At 56.7% G+C, this 17,485-nt stretch carries 17 protein-coding genes; 7 read left to right on the top strand and 10 right to left on the bottom strand.

Going from position 1 to position 17,485, the window contains the following annotated elements; genetic code table 11:
- Positions 1–425: 425 nt before the first annotated feature.
- Positions 426–548 carry a PepSY domain-containing protein gene (locus NW818_RS00580; RefSeq protein ID WP_414329089.1) on the top strand — a complete coding sequence of 41 codons (123 nt, stop codon included), beginning with the start codon at positions 426–428 and terminating at the stop codon, positions 546–548.
- Between the two features lie 233 nt (positions 549–781).
- Positions 782–2,224: a hemolysin family protein gene (locus NW818_RS00585; protein WP_414423553.1), complete on the top strand. Its 1,443-nt coding sequence runs from the start codon at positions 782–784 to the stop codon at positions 2,222–2,224.
- Positions 2,225–2,239: 15 nt separating this feature from the next.
- On the opposite strand, the gene NW818_RS00590 is transcribed toward NW818_RS00585, so the two are convergent.
- Positions 2,240–3,781 carry an aminotransferase class I/II-fold pyridoxal phosphate-dependent enzyme gene (locus tag NW818_RS00590; RefSeq protein ID WP_414423554.1) on the bottom strand — a complete coding sequence of 514 codons (1,542 nt, stop codon included), beginning with the start codon at positions 3,779–3,781 and terminating at the stop codon, positions 2,240–2,242.
- Between the two features lie 122 nt (positions 3,782–3,903).
- Between NW818_RS00590 and NW818_RS00595 the strand changes: the two genes are divergently transcribed.
- Positions 3,904–4,470, top strand: a complete 567-nt coding sequence (locus tag NW818_RS00595) for a DUF2854 domain-containing protein (protein ID WP_414423555.1) — start codon at positions 3,904–3,906, stop codon at positions 4,468–4,470.
- Between the two features lie 177 nt (positions 4,471–4,647).
- On the opposite strand, the gene NW818_RS00600 is transcribed toward NW818_RS00595, so the two are convergent.
- The 9 genes from NW818_RS00600 to NW818_RS00640 all read right to left on the bottom strand — a co-directional run bounded on the left by NW818_RS00600 (position 4,648) and on the right by NW818_RS00640 (position 14,527).
- Positions 4,648–5,025 carry a hypothetical protein gene (locus tag NW818_RS00600; RefSeq protein WP_414329093.1) on the bottom strand — a complete coding sequence of 126 codons (378 nt, stop codon included), beginning with the start codon at positions 5,023–5,025 and terminating at the stop codon, positions 4,648–4,650.
- A gap of 84 nt (positions 5,026–5,109) precedes the next feature.
- Complete coding sequence (locus NW818_RS00605; protein ID WP_414417572.1) at positions 5,110–6,003, bottom strand: Ig-like domain-containing protein; 894 nt, start codon at positions 6,001–6,003, stop codon at positions 5,110–5,112.
- A gap of 349 nt (positions 6,004–6,352) precedes the next feature.
- Positions 6,353–8,440 carry an AMIN domain-containing protein gene (locus NW818_RS00610; RefSeq protein ID WP_414423556.1) on the bottom strand — a complete coding sequence of 696 codons (2,088 nt, stop codon included), beginning with the start codon at positions 8,438–8,440 and terminating at the stop codon, positions 6,353–6,355.
- A 295-nt stretch (positions 8,441–8,735) separates the two neighbouring features.
- Entirely contained in the window at positions 8,736–9,458 is a 723-nt protein-coding gene (locus tag NW818_RS00615) for a hypothetical protein (protein ID WP_414423557.1), read from the bottom strand.
- Positions 9,458–10,165: a PilN domain-containing protein gene (locus NW818_RS00620; RefSeq protein WP_414329097.1), complete on the bottom strand. Its 708-nt coding sequence runs from the start codon at positions 10,163–10,165 to the stop codon at positions 9,458–9,460. The genes NW818_RS00615 and NW818_RS00620 overlap by 1 nt, the downstream gene beginning before the upstream one ends.
- Positions 10,166–10,225: 60 nt before the next feature.
- The gene (pilM, locus tag NW818_RS00625) at positions 10,226–11,308 is read right to left on the bottom strand and encodes a type IV pilus biogenesis protein PilM (RefSeq protein ID WP_414423558.1); all 1,083 of its coding nucleotides are present in this window, start codon (positions 11,306–11,308) and stop codon (positions 10,226–10,228) included.
- 255 nt (positions 11,309–11,563) lie between these two features.
- Entirely contained in the window at positions 11,564–13,189 is a 1,626-nt protein-coding gene (gene kaiC / locus NW818_RS00630; RefSeq protein ID WP_011432142.1) for a circadian clock protein KaiC, read from the bottom strand.
- A 28-nt stretch (positions 13,190–13,217) separates the two neighbouring features.
- Positions 13,218–13,520 carry a circadian clock protein KaiB gene (gene kaiB / locus NW818_RS00635; RefSeq protein ID WP_011430723.1) on the bottom strand — a complete coding sequence of 101 codons (303 nt, stop codon included), beginning with the start codon at positions 13,518–13,520 and terminating at the stop codon, positions 13,218–13,220.
- 2 nt (positions 13,521–13,522) lie between these two features.
- Positions 13,523–14,527: a circadian clock protein KaiA gene (locus NW818_RS00640; protein WP_414423559.1), complete on the bottom strand. Its 1,005-nt coding sequence runs from the start codon at positions 14,525–14,527 to the stop codon at positions 13,523–13,525.
- Positions 14,528–14,648: 121 nt separating this feature from the next.
- Here NW818_RS00640 and NW818_RS00645 point away from each other — a divergent pair, with 121 nt between their 5' ends.
- The 4 genes from NW818_RS00645 (at position 14,649) to NW818_RS00660 (ending at position 17,453) form a co-directional block, all read left to right on the top strand.
- Positions 14,649–15,584, top strand: coding sequence for a nucleoside hydrolase (locus NW818_RS00645; protein WP_414382892.1), 936 nt, complete (start codon positions 14,649–14,651; stop codon positions 15,582–15,584).
- Between the two features lie 78 nt (positions 15,585–15,662).
- The gene (gene pgsA / locus NW818_RS00650) at positions 15,663–16,181 is read left to right on the top strand and encodes a CDP-diacylglycerol--glycerol-3-phosphate 3-phosphatidyltransferase (RefSeq protein WP_011432145.1); all 519 of its coding nucleotides are present in this window, start codon (positions 15,663–15,665) and stop codon (positions 16,179–16,181) included.
- A gap of 10 nt (positions 16,182–16,191) precedes the next feature.
- Positions 16,192–16,704 (top strand): crossover junction endodeoxyribonuclease RuvC, encoded by a 513-nt coding sequence (gene ruvC, locus NW818_RS00655; protein WP_414329288.1) that lies wholly within the window; start codon positions 16,192–16,194, stop codon positions 16,702–16,704.
- A gap of 95 nt (positions 16,705–16,799) precedes the next feature.
- The gene (locus tag NW818_RS00660; protein WP_011432147.1) at positions 16,800–17,453 is read left to right on the top strand and encodes an LON peptidase substrate-binding domain-containing protein; all 654 of its coding nucleotides are present in this window, start codon (positions 16,800–16,802) and stop codon (positions 17,451–17,453) included.
- Positions 17,454–17,485: the final 32 nt, after the last annotated feature.

A 17,485-nucleotide genomic window follows, 5' to 3' on the forward strand; every position in this document is an offset into this window, starting at 1 on the left:
GGAGAGTTCAGCGTGAATGTATCAGGTATTCCTCCCCCGCAGCAGCGTTGTTTAGCCAGTCAGTTTCCGAGAGGGTTGGATTGGAGAAGCAAACAGTTCGTAGCTGAAGAGGGGCCGAGCAGCTACACCCTATGACGCAAAGGGGGTGAACTCCTTGTGAAGGCAGCAATGCTCCTTGTGGCAAGGCTTCTTTGGTCTCAGGGTGGTAGGGTAAGGAGGTGGTTGCTCAAGCAGCTGTAAATAAAGCCTGCAAAACTTTCGATTGCTGCCTTACTTTTGCTTGGCATTTTGTCCCCCGCTAGCCCGATGCTGTCGACGGGTGGGAGCCGGAGGGCTGCTTTTGCCCAATCTTTTGCTCCAGATATCCCCATTGAGGAAGCCATTCAGATCGCTCGATCTGCCGTGCCCAATGCCGTGATCAAAAAATGATCAAAAAAGATGAGTTGGAGCTTAAACATGGGCGCCTAGTTTGGGAAGTGAAATTTACCAACGATATTGAAGTCAAGATCGATGCCACTACCGGTGACATTGTCGATATCGACGACTAGCACTCAGGAGGTGCCCTTGCCTAGGCGGGGGTGAGCGTTGCCGGAAAAGGTTGTAGCTGTTACTGCTTGATGAATGAGAACTGCGAAAGCCGGGGATCCTTTGCATTTTGGGCATGGAGAGGGCGTCATCGATAGTTGACGGATAGCTGAAACCAGTTCGACTGCCGGCCGAGGACAGGTGGCCGAGTCAGTCTGAGCTAGAATGCTGTCTATCCGTCTTGCTGCTCCCCCTGATGGACGACCCCCCTTTAGCCTCGGCGGCTACTTTCCCCAACACTGAGCTTTCGTGGGGAGATGCGTCGCTTAGTCTCCTTTGGGTCATCGGTCTTCTGGTCATCAACGCTTTCTTTGTCGCAGTCGAGTTTTCCTTGGTATCGGCGCGGCGCTCCCGCATGGTGCAGTTGGCCAGCGAAGGGAACCGGCAGGCAGCTCTTGTGCAAAAAGCCCAGGAACAACTGGAATATGCCCTCTCCACCACACAGTTGGGCATTACTCTGGCCAGTGTATTGCTGGGCTGGATCGGGGCTACGCAAGTGGCGCCGACGCTGTTTCTGGCCTTGAGGCAGTTGGCTTGGCTTCAGAACCTGGATCCGGCCCTTGTTCGAGGGGTGGCAGTGGTGTTGGTGTTTTCGCTGCTCACCTACTTTCAGATTGTGGTGGGGGAGCTGATCCCCAAGACTCTGGCCATCCTCTATTCCGAGCCGATTGCGCTGCAACTGGCCTGGCTCAATCGTTTGGTCAGCCGTATCCTAAGACCTTTTGTAGAGCTGCCCCGCTTTTCCTCTCGGTGTGTGCTGCGGCTTTTGGGAGTCCAGATTCCGGAGGCCAGCTCCTTTTACAGCACCATGACGGTGGAGGAGTTGCAACTGCTGATCGCCTCGTCGGTGGAGTCGGGCAACATTGAGGCGGAAGAGCGAGAGCTGTTGAGCAACATCTTCGAGTTTGGCGAGACGGTGGCCAGCGAGGTGATGATCCCGCGTACCAGCATCGACGCGGTGCCGGAAACTGCAACGGTGCAAGAGGTGCTGGCGGAGGTGGCGGAATCGGGGCACTCCCGCTATCCGGTCTTTGGCGAGTCTTTGGATGACATCCGCGGGCTGATCCACGTCAAGGAAGTCATTGGGGAGCTGGCCAAGGGATCCATCGACCTCCACAGCCCCATCACGCCTTTTATCCGCGAGGCCCACTTTGAGCCGGAGAACAAGCCAATTGCGGAACTGTTGCCCGAAATGAGGCAGCACCACTGGCCGATGGTGGTGGTGGTGGATGAGTTTGGCGGCACGGCGGGCCTGATCACCATTCAAGACTTGGTGGAGGAGATTGTCGGCAAGCTCTCCGATGGCCCGGATCCCAACACCAAGGAGCCGGACATCCAAGAACTTGACGAAAATACCTTGCTCATCCAGGCTCAGCTAGATATTGAAGAGATCAACGAGCGCTGTGGCCTCAACCTGCCTCTGCACAAGGATTACCAAACGCTGGGGGGCTTTTTGATCTACCACATGCAGAAGATCCCACGTGCTGGGGAAAAGTTCACCTACAAAGAGATGGAGTTTCAGGTGGTGCGCATGGAGGGGCCACGGGTGGATCGGGTGAAGGTAGCCCGCCGCCCCGGCACCCCGGCAAACTCCCTACCGCTGCTCCCCCCAGCGCAAACGGCAAAAGCCCGTCCATAAACCTGCTGGAGAGGACTAGGCCGTTGCTTTGACCACCTTCAGGGTTTGTAGGCGCACATCCTCTGGGCCGTTGATAAAGCCGCCTGCCTCATGCACCAACAGCAGATAGTTCACCGCCTCTTGAGTCACCTCTTCTCCCGGCACCAAAATCGGGATCCCAGGTGGATAGGGGGAGATGATCTCGGCGCAGATATGGCCCACTGCTTCTTGGAAAGGCACCCGCTGAATGGGAGCAAAAAAAGCCTCCCGGGGTGATAGCCGTTGTGGTGGCAAGCAAGGACGGGGCAGTTGTGCCAGCCGCTGCATTTTTTCCATTGCCGCTCTGGATGGGCGGGATCCCTGAAAATGTTGCGACAGGGCGGCGAAACTTTCCACCAGGCGGTCAATGTCTCGCTGGGTATTGCCGATGCTGACAATGAAGACCACATTGTGCAGGGTGGACATCTCCGGCTGCACGTGGAAGTGATCGTTAACCCAGTCGTGAGCGTCGAAGCCGAACAACCCCAGCTCTGTCACCGTTACCGTGAGACGGGTGCGGTCGAAATCGAAAAAACCAGGGGTGGAGCCGATACGCTCTGGGCCAAAACAGCGCAAGCCGGGGATGCGGTTGAGACGGGCGCGGGCTTGATCTGCCAAAGCCAAGGCTTGGCCCAGCAGGGCTTCTCCCTCCAGTGCCATCTGCCGCCGTGCCACATCCAGCGACATCATCAGCACATAGCTGGGACTGGTCGATTGCAGCAGTTGCAGAATGTTGCGCACCCGGTTGGGGTCAATACGGGATCCCTGCAGGTGGAGCAGCGAGGCTTGCGTCATGCCGGAGATCACCTTGTGGGTGGACTGCACCACCAGATCGGCTCCGGCTTCTAGGGCCGAAATGGGCAATTCCGAATGAAACCCAAAATGGGGCCCGTGGGCCTCGTCCACCAATAGCGGTAGGCCATGGGCATGGGCGATGGAGGCCAAAGCCTGCACATCGCAGCAGACCCCGTAGTAGGTGGGGCTGACTACCAAAACGCCTTTGGCATCGGGATGCTCCGCCAAGGCCCCCTCCAAACCGGCTGGGGTAATCCCGTGGGCAATGCCCAGCTCCGGGTCAAAATCCGGCTCGATATAGGCCGGCACCGCCCCAGAGAGGATCACCCCGGCAATGGCGGATTTGTGGCAGTTGCGCGGCAAGAGGATCTTGTCTCCCGGATCGCACACCGCCATCACCAGCGTTTCCACGCCGCAGGTGGAACCGTTGACCAAAAACCAACTGCGATCCGCTCCATAAGCTGCTGCCGCCAGCTCCTGGGCCTCTCGGATCACGCCATCGGGGTCGTGGAGGTTGTCCACCTCTGGCAGCTCGGTCAGATCTGCCCGGAAGACGTTCTCTCCCAAAAAGGTCCGCAAGTCGGCAGGGATCCCACGTCCCTGTTTGTGGCCTGGCGTGTGAAAAGGAGCCTTATCCAAGCTGCAATAGTGGCGGATGGCCTCAAATAGAGGTGCTCGCTCCTGGGCTTTGCGATCCAGCGAGCGCAAGCAACGAGAGGTTTTGGACAGATTGGACAGAACCACAGACCACTCCTCAACACACCAGGTGGGCATTTTGTGATTATCCATCCCAATGGAGGTTAAGTCCACCGCTGGCGCTTTTCCTGCTAGCCTGGGTTTTCAGGTGGCCTTTCTTCCTCTCCTGTATGTTTGAAAAACTGCCCTTCCCCCTGAGCACTCTCGTGTTGCTGGCCGGCGTTGCCGCCACGGCTTGGGGCTTTGCCCACTACAACGATCCCACCCTCAATCTCATCGGCCTGTTTGCCGGGATCCCCTTGCTGTTGGGAGGGATAACCATGAAGGTAGTGGAACTCAAGCCGGTACCTGCCCTGGCCGCCCCTTCTCTCGAGGTGATCCAAGCCCGCGCCCAGCAGGCCACGGAAATTCAAAAGCAAGTCCGCGCCGATATCACCAAATATAGCTACGGGGCTAATGCCCACCTGGAGGATGCCCTGGAGTTTCTGGGTCTGCGCGGCCCTCTGGAAGCAGATCTGCCCAAGGTGAGAGGGTACAGAGAAGAGCTGCGAGATGGCCGGTATACCTTGGTGCTTCTGTTCGATTCCCCCAAGGTTCCCTTCCAACAATGGCAGGAAAGCTACCAGAAAAAAATGCAAGGCTTCTTTGGCCGAGATGTGGAGGTGCAACTGGGGCAGCCCCAAGAAAATCAGGTGGAATTGGCGCTTGTTGCCCGAGGTGGATCCCTGACCACCTGAGCAAGGCTTAACCTTCCACCTCATCTGTCAGTTTCACGACTTTTTCACGGGTCGGCTCTTAGAATCAGAGCATCTCATAGGGAAGGTGTGTTGAGGACTGAAACACTAGAGGAAGGATAACCAGGGATCCCATTGGCTGGGATCCCTATTTTTTTCCATCGAGGGGGCGGGAAAGAATTAACGGGATCCCTCTCTGAGCAGCACAAGGATAACCCCGGCAATGATGCTAATCGTGGCTCCTGCGATCAAGCTGGTTGCCAGCCGCTCTAGCCGCTCCCCAACCGATTGAGCAGTGTCGAACTTGAAGCCCAACTTATCGACATCGGCGGAAAGTTTGCTGACACTTTGGGAGAGGTTATCCACCCTGTCGGTCAGGCTATCTACTCGGTTAGTCAGGTTGTCTACTCGATCCGTGAGGTTATCCACCTGCTCGGTCAAGCTATCCACCCGGTGAGACAACCCATCGACGCGCCCCAGCACTTCCCTCTGCTGGTTCACCAAAACTTCTACAACACGCTCAATCCGGTCTAGCCGATCCTCTGTGGGGGTTGTCATCAAATTGATCTCGTAGGTTCCTAATCTTAAAGTAAACAAACGAGCAAGGGATCTTTGTTGGTAAAGACTCTCCAGCCCATCAGGCTAACTCTTATGGGCCTCAGCCGCTTGATCCTGAATAATCCAGGTACGCAGGATTTGAATTTCATCAGCGCTCAAGTGACCTAGGCGATCCATGCCGGTGCCGTTGCGACGAATATAGGCCAATTCTGGGGATCCACTGCGTCCGATAAAAGATCCGGGAGACTCTCCCTGGGGATCACTCACAGGAACCCTGGGCGTAGGTTCAGCTCCTTCCCTGCCCTGCGACAACAAACTCAGGGCATCCACTCCCCCCCCATTCAAACGGATCCCTGCAGCTCGCTGGATGACAGCATGACGAGCTAACCAACGCGGTTTGAGCAACTCGCTATTTTCCGATCCCGGCGTTACATAACGCATCACCGCAGCATAACTATCTAAAGGGCTGCGCCGCATCCGACCGGCCTGCTGATGACAACCTACACAACTGGCTTCTAGCAAGGGCTTAATATCTCGCTGGTAACTGTACTGAGGCTCGGTGCGGAAAGTCAATTCTATGGGCTTTTGTAAATCCAGCTCTTTGGCTGCAGGCAAGAGTATTCTGTAATCTGTGCTGTAGCTGAGTAGCTGTAAAGGCTGAAAGATCAGCTCGTTTCCCTGAATGTCAAAGGCCACCTCCACAGGGGGCTGGATCCCGAAGGCTAGACCTGTTATTCCGGCTGGAAGCTGTCGATCAAAACGCAGATGGATATTTTGGTCAATTGGGATCCCTCTTTGGCCATTGGAAGGATTGCTGGAGACCAATGTAATTCCATTTGCAAAGGGAGCAGTAGATTCTACCTGGGCTTGCTGCAGCGGTGCTCGCGGCTGTAAAAGAGCCAACGTATTAGGATAAAAAGTGCTGAATTGTTCCAGTTGAGCAGGAGAGGGGGCCTGCTGCCAAACGCTACGAGGCATTCGCACTGTGAATAGGGGTACTTGTTGTTCCCCAGCTTGTCCCAATACCTCCAAAGTGATTTGCTCTGACTGCGGTTGAGCTTGAAATTGTTGGGCCAAAGCTTGCCAAACCAAAGGACGCGATTGTTCCACTAGTTGTGAATAACTCTGCCCTTGTACCGATAGAGAAATGCGATGGGTTTGTGTCCAGCCTACTCTTGCCCATGCCAAAATCAAAGCCAGCCCGAAGCTAAGCAGCAAGGATCCCAGCCTGACCCAAGGTCGATAGCGAGAGTTCGAACTCAGCATTGATGCACAATTCATCTCATAAAAGTGGATGGCCAAAAACGATGAAATTCTGTATTTCGCCTTAATCTTCCAATATAACTGGAGTAATCAAGACGACAACCTCACTTCTAGTATTTGTTGTGTTTTGTCTGCGGAAGAGGGAGCCAAGTAAAGGAATTTCAGAAAGAAGTGGGACTTTATCAACAGATACTCGATCTTCCTCTTGTATCAATCCTCCAAGAAATAGTGTTTCTCGATCTTTAAGTCTGGTTTGCAATGTTCCGACAGAACGCTGATTGAGCAAACTAATAACAGTGCCATCAGAAAGTGTAATTTGACTGCCAATAGATGAGATCTGTGGAATAAGGTTCAGCGTAATGTAGCCGTTATCATCGATCCTGACATTCTGAATGAGTAAATTGACTCCCGCATTTCCTTTCTCAAAAACGACAGTTGATGTGCCAGTCGCAGGATCTGTTTGCAATCTCCTATTGGTGATAACTTCTTGGCCAACCACAATAGCTGCGCCAGTGTTATTCGCGACTACTACTTTTGGATCGGCCAATATCTTAGCTGTTCCTGAAGCAATGGCTGCATCTATACGAGCTGCTAGAGATTGCTGTAATCGATTCAAGGTGTTAAACACAAGTGAGCCTCCGGTCCCTGCAGCAGGAACAGAACCAACATTAGGAACTGAGGATCCTGCAGGTTGGTCAAGAGGAGTTCCACCGAAGACAGTGTTATCTCCAGACCCCAGAGCAAAGTTGCCAGATGCACTACCCAGTGCAACTCCTAGACTAGAATTATTATCTAGGTTGATCTCAATAAACCTAGCACTAATTAAAACCTGTCGACTTCTCAAGTCAATTTGCGCAAGATATGCTGCAATTACATCATGTTGGGTAGGTGTGGCAACAATAGTTAGCGAATTTGTTCTTGGATCCGCTTGAATGGCTGACTCTTGAGCTAAAGGGATATTTGATGCTTCCAGAATGGCCAAAATTCTACTTCTGATTTCGCTCGGCGTGATACTCAATTGTCTGGCATTGATTTCAACTGTTCCTCCTCCCCCTGCAGTACCGGCAGCAGCTAAATCGAAAGTTTGCTCTGTCTCTTCGATTCTCAGTTGATTGAGTCTGTACGTCCTGACGATCTGCTGGCCAACCCCAGGGAGTGTAGTACCAATGAAAACTGTTTGCCCTACGCGAGACGCTTGAAGCTCCTTCAAGCGCAAAATAAAGTTAAATGTTTCTTGTAGAGGTGAGTCAGCTACATCTAGGGAAATCGTCAAGTCCGGAGGCACATCATTGAGAACTACATTAAGCCCAGCTCGACGCACCAGTAGGCTTAACACATCACCTACAGGAGCATCTCTTAAGGTCAAAGTGATCTTGGCATTTGAACCCAAATCCACCGGGGGAGGAGCTGGAATAATACTGCCAACGGCAAGATCTCCAGCCGGGGGAGCCATTGCTCGACCTTGAAACGGAGAAACATCAGGATTGACAACCCCTGGCGGCAGTTGGGGTTGGTTGAGCTGGTCCACAGAAGGCACCTGAGAAATCACGGGTGCAGCAGGAGCAGCAGGTATGGGAGGAGCCGCTTGAGCGGTCGGCGGAGGGGCAGGGTTTTGAGCGACCGGCTGGGGGGCAGGGGCAGAAGCTGTTGGCTGAGGAGTAGGAGCCGTGGGTTGAGGTCGGGTTGGGGATACCGGTTGACTGGGCACTGCAGCCACTGGAACCAGTGGGGCAGAGGGTAGGCCCTCAAAATCGAAGACCAACTGCGTCGGGCTGCGCCGAGCCAGCAAGCCTTGGGGAGCTGCGGCCACACCGGCTATTTCTATCCGCACGCTGTCGTTGCTCAACTGCCAGGCCTCAATGAAGCGCACCCCCGGCAGGGGAGACTCTTGGCGATAGCGGCCCTGGCTTCCGCTCAATTGAGCATTGGTGATGTCCCCGATCCAAGATTGTCCCTGCTGGGTAAAGAACACCTGTGGGCGGGCGCCCCCTTCGGTGTTGATCTCCAACTGCATGCGGTTGCCGTTGGGCACCAGGCGGATATCTGTGATGCGGCTGAGGCGTTGCGGGTTTGCGGAGGTCAACTGTTGAGCGGCTGCCTCATTGACCCGGCTTTCTAAGGCCAATGGGGGCAGGGACAGGATCAAGCCCAACGCACACCCATAAGCAACTCGACGGTTCATTATCCTCACACCTCACTCCTTCACCCAGTCGTATTCTTGCTTCACCTCGCCACGGGTGCCTTTGGCCTCGTTCACCCCGTGCTTCCCTGATCAAAGCCGAAATCTCGGACTTTGCCACTACCTGTAGCCGTTTCGGAAGAAATTTTTCCCAGATCTTCGATTCGGCAACACTATCCGTGCTGAACCGGCGGTTGTTCCCGTCTTCTGAAAACCAGAGGGGATCCCGCACTGGCAGGATCTCCCCCTGAGCCGAAGCATAGCTAGGCTATTGGCTGGGTGCTGCCTGTTCTCCTTCAGGGGGGGCTTGCCCTTCAGGTGCAGGAGCAGTGCCCAACGGAACGTCCTTGTTGTAGATGTAGGCAATCAAATCAAAAGCAGCGTCCAGCTCCCCTGTGTCTTGAACAGGATTTAAGCTGATGTTGCTCACCCGGAACAATGTGCGCAGACGCTCTATATCTCCCATCAGATTGATCAGCTCCGTATAGGGGCCACGCAGAGCGACACGGGTGGTTTGCACTTGGATGGCCGGAGCGATGATCCCAGGCACTTCCGGATTGGCCGAAGACGCTGGAGTCAGTGGAGAAGGGCTAAAGCTGCGCAGCTGGCTGTTGGGCTGCCCCTGCACCAGCCGGTTGAGATCCAGCAGTTGCGTGTCGGCATTCTCGGGGGTGGAGAGCAGGGCACTGATCTGTTCCCGCTCCACGCGAGCTCTCTCGACCTGATTGGGCACATCTTGCAAACTGGCAATCTGGCTCTTTATGTCCTGCAACTGGGTGGTTTTGTTGGCTACCTCCCTTTCCAAAGCCTGTACCTCCTCGATCAAGGGGCGAAGTTGGGTGAAGGCCAGAAACCCCGCCGCGCCTAGCCCTGTGATCCCGATTAAAAGACCAATTCGAATGGGGGTCAGCTCCACGCCCAGCAGTACCGGCGGCCCTGCCGGGGGAACCACCAGTTGTTCGTCGGGAAAACCTTCAACCGATCCAGTCATCAGTTCGCCTCCACTCGACGCAAAATGCGGATCTTTTCAACCAAGCCTATCGCTCCCCGCTGCTCCAGCTCGCGGGTAAATTCTGGGTCGGGATCCCCCAGGGTACGGATGGTTACGGTTATGCCGTAGGTAACGCTGGGCTCGGTTAGGTCTGTGCCGTCCACCCGGGAGCTGCTGTTCAGGACGGCGCTGGTCACAAAGTTGGAATCCAGCAGGGTGAGCAAAAAGTCGTTCACCAGGGGAAAGTCCAGCGCCCCTCCTTGGATATTGACGGTATCCCCGGAAGCGCTGATGTTGGTTATCCATACCCCCTGGCCGGGGATCTTGCGCCGCAGCTCTTCCAAGATGGCCGACCAAGGCTGGACGGATCTCAGAAAGGAGCGGAACCCTTCCGTTTGGGCGCGAATGGTTTGCAGCTCTTGATTGGCATTCTGCAGCTGGGACAACTCAGCATTGGCTGTGCTGAGCTCACTGTCAAGGCGAGCCCGCTCCGCCCTCAAGGTTTCTCTCTGGCGGGAAAAGCTGTCTTGGAAATACCAAAAAGCTCCCATCGCTACAGCAGCAACAGCAACCCCCAGGCCAATGGCCGGGATCCAATTCTGGGATCCCTCTGCAGCCTCAGCTGCGACTACTGCTCCCCCACCTGTTCGAGCTGTGGTGAGGACATCCGGCCTTTCTTTGAGGAAATTGATCTCCGGTGTGTACATCTCTTTAACCGCCTTGTGCGCTATTCCATCGGTTGGGCGAGCTTGCGCTGCCTGCTGCCGCTACTTGGTGTCTTCCCGTAACGCCAACCCCAGGGCCACTCCCATTGCTGGGCGTTCCTCCAGGGGCAGTTCCACTGAATCCGGCACGACAATGTTGCCAAAGGGATCCGCCAACTCCACCGCCACGCTCAACGACTGAGATAAGAAGCCGTCGATTTGGCCGATGCTTGCCCCAGTTCCGGCCAGCAGTACTTTCACCACAGGCGAGCTGCTTTCTGTGCTCGTAAAGAAGTCGATGGAGCGCTTCAGTTCATCCGCCAAATCGGAGACAACGCGCGTTACTGCTGCTACACCGGGATTGCTGGGCGCCGGCTGTTCTCCCGTGGCCAAAATATCGGTGGGGTTGATCAAGGGTAACCTCAGAGTTCGCAACAGGTCGCCGGTGCGGCTAAGCGGCAGATTCAGGGATTGGGCCAGCACCTGCCGCATGTGGATGGTGCCGATGTTGACGGTGCGGGTAAATTGCGGGATCCCGTTCACCAAAATGCTGATCTCGCTGCTGTCGTAGCCGATGGAGCTGAGCAACACGGCCTCTTGGGGGCCGTACTGGGTTAGCTGATCGCGGATGGTGCGAATGAGGGAGAAGCTGGCCAGCTCCACACAGCGCACCTGCAAATTGGCTGCCTGCAGCACCTCCAGGTAATTATCCACCACCTCTTTGGGGATGGCCACCAGCAAGACTTCGATGCGCTCAATGCCATCCTGGGAAAGATCGAGACCCAAGGGCTGGTAATCGACATCCGCCTGATCCCGCGGGTAGGGAATGTAGAGTTCGGCCTCCTGCTCCAAAACCACCCGGCGCAACTCATCGGCGGGCAGGTCGGCAGGCAGGCGAATGAGACGAACGATGGCCTCCCTTACGGGCACTGCTGTGGCTGCCGGCAGGTTGGTGGGTACCTTGTTTTCATTGAGCAAATTCATCAGGATCAAGCCAACTGTGCTCGGATCGAGGATGCGTCCTTCGACCATCGCCCCTTCCGGCATGTCCACGCTGTGGTAGTGGGCCAGACGATAGCGACCATTGCCCTGCTTTTTCAGTTGGGCAACGGCGATGCGCTCGGGGTTGATGTCCACCCCAAGCATGGTTCGGGTTTTGAAACCACCAAGAAAACTAAGCACGCCGGGAAACCCCGCCCTTTGCGCTACTGCTAGAGGCATACTACCCAATTTGTAGGTGGGTTACCACTGTTCGCCATTGGCCGCGGGGAAATCCTTGTCTGGGCCGATCCCTCCCTGCCAGCCGCAAGTGCAGGGCTTGCGCGGTGTTGAGCGGTGTTGGAAATTCGCTTGACTCAACGGGTCTGTTGCCGCGCCCACTCACGGAACTGTTGTAACCGCTCACAACCCTTCTTCCTCGAGGGCCTGGACGTTTTGCACAATCCGGGAGAGCTCGTTTTTCTCATCCACATTGATGCGGGTCGGGGATCCGCTGATGATGCGCTCGTAGCCCCGGAAGGAATCGCGGATTTGGATGCCCGCATTGGAGATGAGGTACTCGCGGATCCCTTTGTCGTGCCAGGATCCCCGCATTTTGAAGACGTTGAGGGCGCGGGCCATCTCTCCGCGGATCTCCACGTATTGCAGCAGGATAATCGTGTCGGTGATGGTGGAAATATGGGATTCGGTGATGGAATGGGATCCCATGAATTGGTCGGTGGTGTTGGTGAAAAAGCCGGTGATCTCCTCCTGCTTGGCCAGGCCAGTTACCCCGATTACAAACTGGCGGAAGGCATTTTGGCTCACTCCCCGCGCCAGGGCTGACAGGGAGTCGATGGCCATGCGGGAGGGCTTGAAGGCCATCATCTCGGTTTTGATCTTTTGCAGATGGTCTTCCAGGCCGGCAGATTCTGGGTAGGCGCAGATGATCTTGAGGAGGCCCTGCCGCTCGAACTCTTCCAGGTCAATGCCCCAGGAGGAGGCGTTGCGGGACAGCTGCGCCCGCGACTCTTCGTAGGCAAAGAGAATGCAGCGTTCCCCATCCAGGCAGCCCCGCTCCAGGAATTTGCTCACCAGCGAGGTTTTGCCCGTGCCGGTGGCGCCGGTGGCCAAAATAATCGAGTCTTTGAAGAAGCCGCCGCCGCACATTTCGTCCAGCTTCTCGATGCCGGAGGAGACCCGCACGTTGGAGGAGCGCTGCGTCAGCTGCATGGCTCCCAAGGGGAAGATGTTGATCCCGTCGTTGGTGATGGTGAAGGGATATTCCCCCTTCATGTGGGTGGTGCCCCGCAGCTTCAAGATCTCGATGGTGCGCCGCCGTTTCTCTCCCTCCAGGATGTTGCGTAGGATCACCACGTTATCGGAGACGAATTCCTCTACGCCGTAGCGGGCGATGGGGCCGTACTCGTCGGTGCGCTCCGTGGTCATGACGGTGGTGACGTTGGCCTGCTTGAGGCGGGCCGTCAGGCGGAACAGCTCCCGCCGCACCACACCAGCAGGGTCGTATTGCTGAAAGATGGCTGTCACCGAGTCGATGGAGACCCGCTTGGCTTTGTATTTGCGAATGGCGTACTGGATGCGCTCGATGAGGGCCGACAAATCAAAGTTGCCGCTCACCTCATAGCCTTCGGGATCGGGGGAAGCGTCCAGGATAAACAGTTGGCCCCTGTCGATGAGGGCCTGCAGATCCCAGCCAAAGCTGGAGGCATTGCGAATGATATCGGCGGGGGTTTCCTCGAAGGTGACGAAGATCCCCGGCTCTTGATACTTCACGATGCCGTTGTAAAGGAACTGCATGGCAAACAGGGTTTTGCCGGTGCCGGAGGTGCCGCTGACCAAGGTGGTGCGTCCCAGGGGTAGCCCACCGTGGCTGATGTCTTCAAAGCCCTCGATGCCCGTCTGTTTTTTGGGGATCCCTCGCAGCTCTGAGAGATCCGCCCGGTGGTTGTCTGGGGTTGGTTCGGTGGAGTCCTCTGCGGTGTTATCTTGTGGCTTTTCTGGCTCAGAAGGCCCCAATGACTGGTTCATCCCACTCTCCTTGCTCCTGCAGCCTGTCTCAAGCCTCTTCGTCCAATTCTTCGTAGAGCAGATCCAGGCCGATGAGCACTTTCTCGCGGTTGGACAGATCGCCAATAATCTTCCGCACCGGTGGCGGCAGGATTTTGGCCAAGGTCGGCGTTGCCAAGATCTTATCTTCCTCTGCCAGTTGCGGATTTTTCAAGACATCGATCACCTTCAGGCTGTACACGCCGCGGAACTCCTTTTCCAAGATGTCTTGCAAGGTGCTGAGGGCACGCAGAGAATTGGGGGTGTTGCCCGCCACGTAGAGCTTGAGAACATAGGCTTTGCGAGTGGACATATCTAAGGATCCCTTGGAGCGGTTTTGGGAATGGAGCGGCGGTACATTTCGCTCAGGTGGGCCATCACATCGATCAGGGTAAGGCGGTAATCCAGCAGGATCTCTTCGCTGCGGCCTTCCAGTTTCAATTGTTTGGCAAAGTCTTCCATCAAGTTCATGTGCAGCTCCAGCAGTTGAGCAGCGCCGATATCGGCAAAAAAGGCCAAGGCCACCAGCTCGTCGATGCGGGCATTGACGGTCTCGGGAGATTGAAAATAGTCCAAGACGATTGCCTGGTAAAGGTTACGCAGCCGTCGCATGAGGGCTTGCTGCTCGTGGGGCGGGAGGCGACGGTAAAACAGCTCTGGGTCACGATGATAGTACACTCCGGCGTAGCCCAGCCGTTCCCGCAATTTCTCCGCCAGCCGCCGTTGTTGTTGGTTGCTGTAAGCCAGGTAGGGCTGATCGCTGGGATGCGCTGGGCCCTGCGGGAGGCCGCAGGTGGGAGACATCTGCAGAAACAAGGCGATGGCCCGATCCACCAGCAGCTCCAAGACGGAAGGGGATCCCGAAGCGGTACAGTCGGCCCGCACCTGCCCCTTCAGCTCCTGTGGTGAAATGGGACGGACGAGGGTGGCGTTGTGGTAGAAAAACTGCTCTCGCTTGAGCAATGCTTTCACCAAAGATGAGGTGGCAGGGATCTGTCCTTCGGTCTCCGGTGTTTCCTTTGGCAGGTGGGATCCTTCCAGCACAATCGCCAGCACCGTCGGCAGCAGCAGCCCCCACGCGCAGAGCTGATTGCCCAGATCGTGCAGCTCTTGCAGCCGAGTGGGATCCACCAGGAGCACCAAGCAATCGACATGGCCGTCTTGTCTCCTGAGAGCCTCTAGGAAGGTAGCTTGATCCTGAAAACACTCGACAACAAAGCGTTCAGGGGGTAGCCAGTCCTCGCAAGCTAGGGGCTCTCCTGCTGGCGGCTCCCAATCCAGAAACAGGTTGATGCGCAGTGGATGGGTGTCAGGCAACAAGACAAAGGATGAAGATATATTTCCTATCTTAAATCTGACCGGGATCCGCGCTCACCGGCCAGAGGAAAAGAGCGGGAGAAAAACCTAAACTAGGGGTGAGTGAGCTGCTGCCGAGATCCCTATGGTGCCCCTGATCATCGACTGTGACCCTGGTCAAGACGATGCGGTGGCTCTGCTGCTGGCTATGGCGTCGCCAGAAGAGCTGCAATTGCTGGGCATTACCACGGTGGCTGGCAATGTCTCCTTGGACAAAACCAGCCGCAATGCTCGACAGATCTGTGAATTGGCCGGTCAGCCGCAGATGGGGGTGTATGCTGGCTGCCCCCGACCTCTCTTGCGCCCTCTGGAAACCGCCGAGCAGGTGCATGGCAAAACCGGGATCGACGGAGCGGATCTGCCGGAGCCCCAGATGCCCTTGGGATCCCAGCATGCGGTGCCCTATCTCATCGAGACGCTGATGGCTGCCCCTGAGCCGGTTACCTTGGCTTTGCTGGGCCCGATGACCAACTTGGCAGTGGCCCTGGTGCAACAGCCTCGGATTGTGGAGCGCATCCAGCGGCTGGTGTTTATGGGGGGATCCGCCTTTGAGGGGAATGTTACCCCGGCAGCCGAGTTCAACATCCTCACCGATCCCCACGCCGCCCAGATCGTGCTCAGCGCCGGGATCCCGGAGGTGGTGATGCTGGGCTTGCACGTCACCCAACAGGTCCTCAGCACGCCGGAGCGGATTGAGCGCATCCGCGCCCTGGGCACCCGCGTTGGGCAGACGGTGGCCAACATGCTCACCTTTTACGGTAAGGTCGACGTAGAACGCTACGGGCTACCGGGAGGGCCATTGCACGACCCTTGTGTGATTGCCTATCTGTTACAGCCGCAGTTGTTCGAGCTCAAGCCCTGCTACGTCGAGGTGGAAACGGCTAGCCCCTTGAACCTGGGCCGGACGGTGGTGGATCGCTGGGGATCCAGTGGTCGCCTCGCCAATGTTCAGGTGGCTTTTGGGGTGGATGCCCAGGGGTTTTACCACCTGCTCACCGAGCGCCTGGGCCGTTACCGATAATTCTGATAGTTCTGATCCTTGAGGCCAGATCCGAAGGTGGAGAATCCCAGCGCCGTCCAACGTGCCAAGCTGGAGTGGGTGAACCTGCCCACCGCCGTCACCCTGCTGCGGCTGGCAGGGATCCCTTTTGTTTTGCTGGGCCTGAGCCTGCGATCCCCACTGGGGGAGAGGTTGGCCCTCTGGGCGTTCCTGTTGGCGGCGGCAACCGATTGGCTGGATGGCCATTTGGCCCGCCGTTATGGCTTGGTAACCGATATGGGCAAGTTTTTGGATCCTCTGGTGGATAAGCTGCTGGTGTTGGCGCCGCTGCTGGGCCTGCTGGAACTGGGGCGGATCCCCGCTTGGGGCGTGTTTTTGCTGATGGGGCGGGAGCTGGCCATCGCCGGCTGGCGGGTCAACCAAAGCCAAATCCGCGGTGCCAATTTCTGGGGCAAAGCCAAGACGGTAACCCAAATCCTGGCCATTGCTTTGCTGATTTTGGGGTGGCCGGGAGGGATCCCTTGTTTTTGGGTGGCGGTGGTTCTCACCCTGATCTCGGGCCTGACCTACCTGCACACCGATCATCCCCATCATGCGCAGTCACCCGGCAGGCCATAGCCCTTGTCAGATCCCCCCGCCCCTCGCCGACAGAGGAGACACCCCACCTGAGCAGCGCATCCTCGGCCTAGATCCAGGTCTGGGAACCATGGGTTTTGGTTGCATTCTGGCGGGATCTGCGGGGTTGAAACCTGTGGATTATGGGGTGATCAGCACCCCCAGCCAACACTCGATGCCGGAGCGGCTGCAAACGCTGCACGAGGATTTGAGCCAGTTGCTGCGCCAACTGCGCCCGCATCAGGTGGGGCTGGAAAAACTTTTTTTCTACAAAATGGGCAATACCATTGCCATCGCCCAAGCCCGTGGCGTGATCCTGCTCACCTTGGCCCAGCATCATCTGTTGCCGGTGGAGTTTACGCCCGCCCAAGTCAAGCAAAGTTTGACAGGCTACGGACGCGCCGACAAGCAGGCTGTACAAGCTGCCGTGGCCCGGGAACTCAACCTGCCCAGCTTGCCCCGCCCGGATGATGCCGCCGATGCCTTGGCGATTGCCATCACAGTCTGGCACCACCGCTTCTCTTGAGGGATCCCCTCCCTGTCAATCCCCTACCTTTAGCAGAGATAAAGATTGGCCAATAAAGATGGGCTAGACTCAGTACAGCGAGAAGCACAAGCCCTATGCCTTCTTCTTCCGTGGATGTTCGCGAGCTACCGCTGTTTCCCTTGCCGGAGGTGGTGCTGTTTCCGGGCCGACCTCTGCCGCTGCACATTTTCGAGTACCGCTACCGCATGATGATCAACACCATTCTGGAGACGGATCGCCGCTTTGGGGTGCTGATGTTCAATCCCCAGACGGGATCCCCAGTGCGGGTGGGCTGTTGTGCTGAGGTGTTGCAGGTGCAGCGATTGCCGGATGACCGCATGGACATTTTGACCTTGGGGCAGCAGCGCTTCCGCGTCTTGGATTACGTGCGGGAAAAACCCTTCCGGGTGGGGCTGGTGGAATGGATTGAGGATGAGCCGACCACCCCTTCCGATGACCTGCAGAGCTGGGTGCGCCAGGTTACCACTCTCCTTCAAGATGTGGTGCGTCTCTCGGGCAAGCTAATGGAGCGGGATGCACAGTTGCCGGAGCAGCTCCCCACCACCCCCATAGAACTGTCCTACTGGGTGGCTAGCCACTTCCATGGGGCCCCCCAAGAGCAGCAAGCTCTGCTGGAAATGGTCAGTACCGAAAGGCGGCTGCGCCGGGAAGCCGAAATTCTCGAGTCCACCCGCAAGCACTTGGCCGCCCGCACGGCCCTCAAGGATCTGTTCACGGAAATTTCCTGAGGTTCCTGTCAGCTAGAAATCGCAGGAGCCCC

Source organism: Synechococcus sp. R6-5, assembly GCF_047461775.1.
Classification (GTDB): Bacteria; Cyanobacteriota; Cyanobacteriia; order Thermostichales; family Thermostichaceae; genus Thermostichus.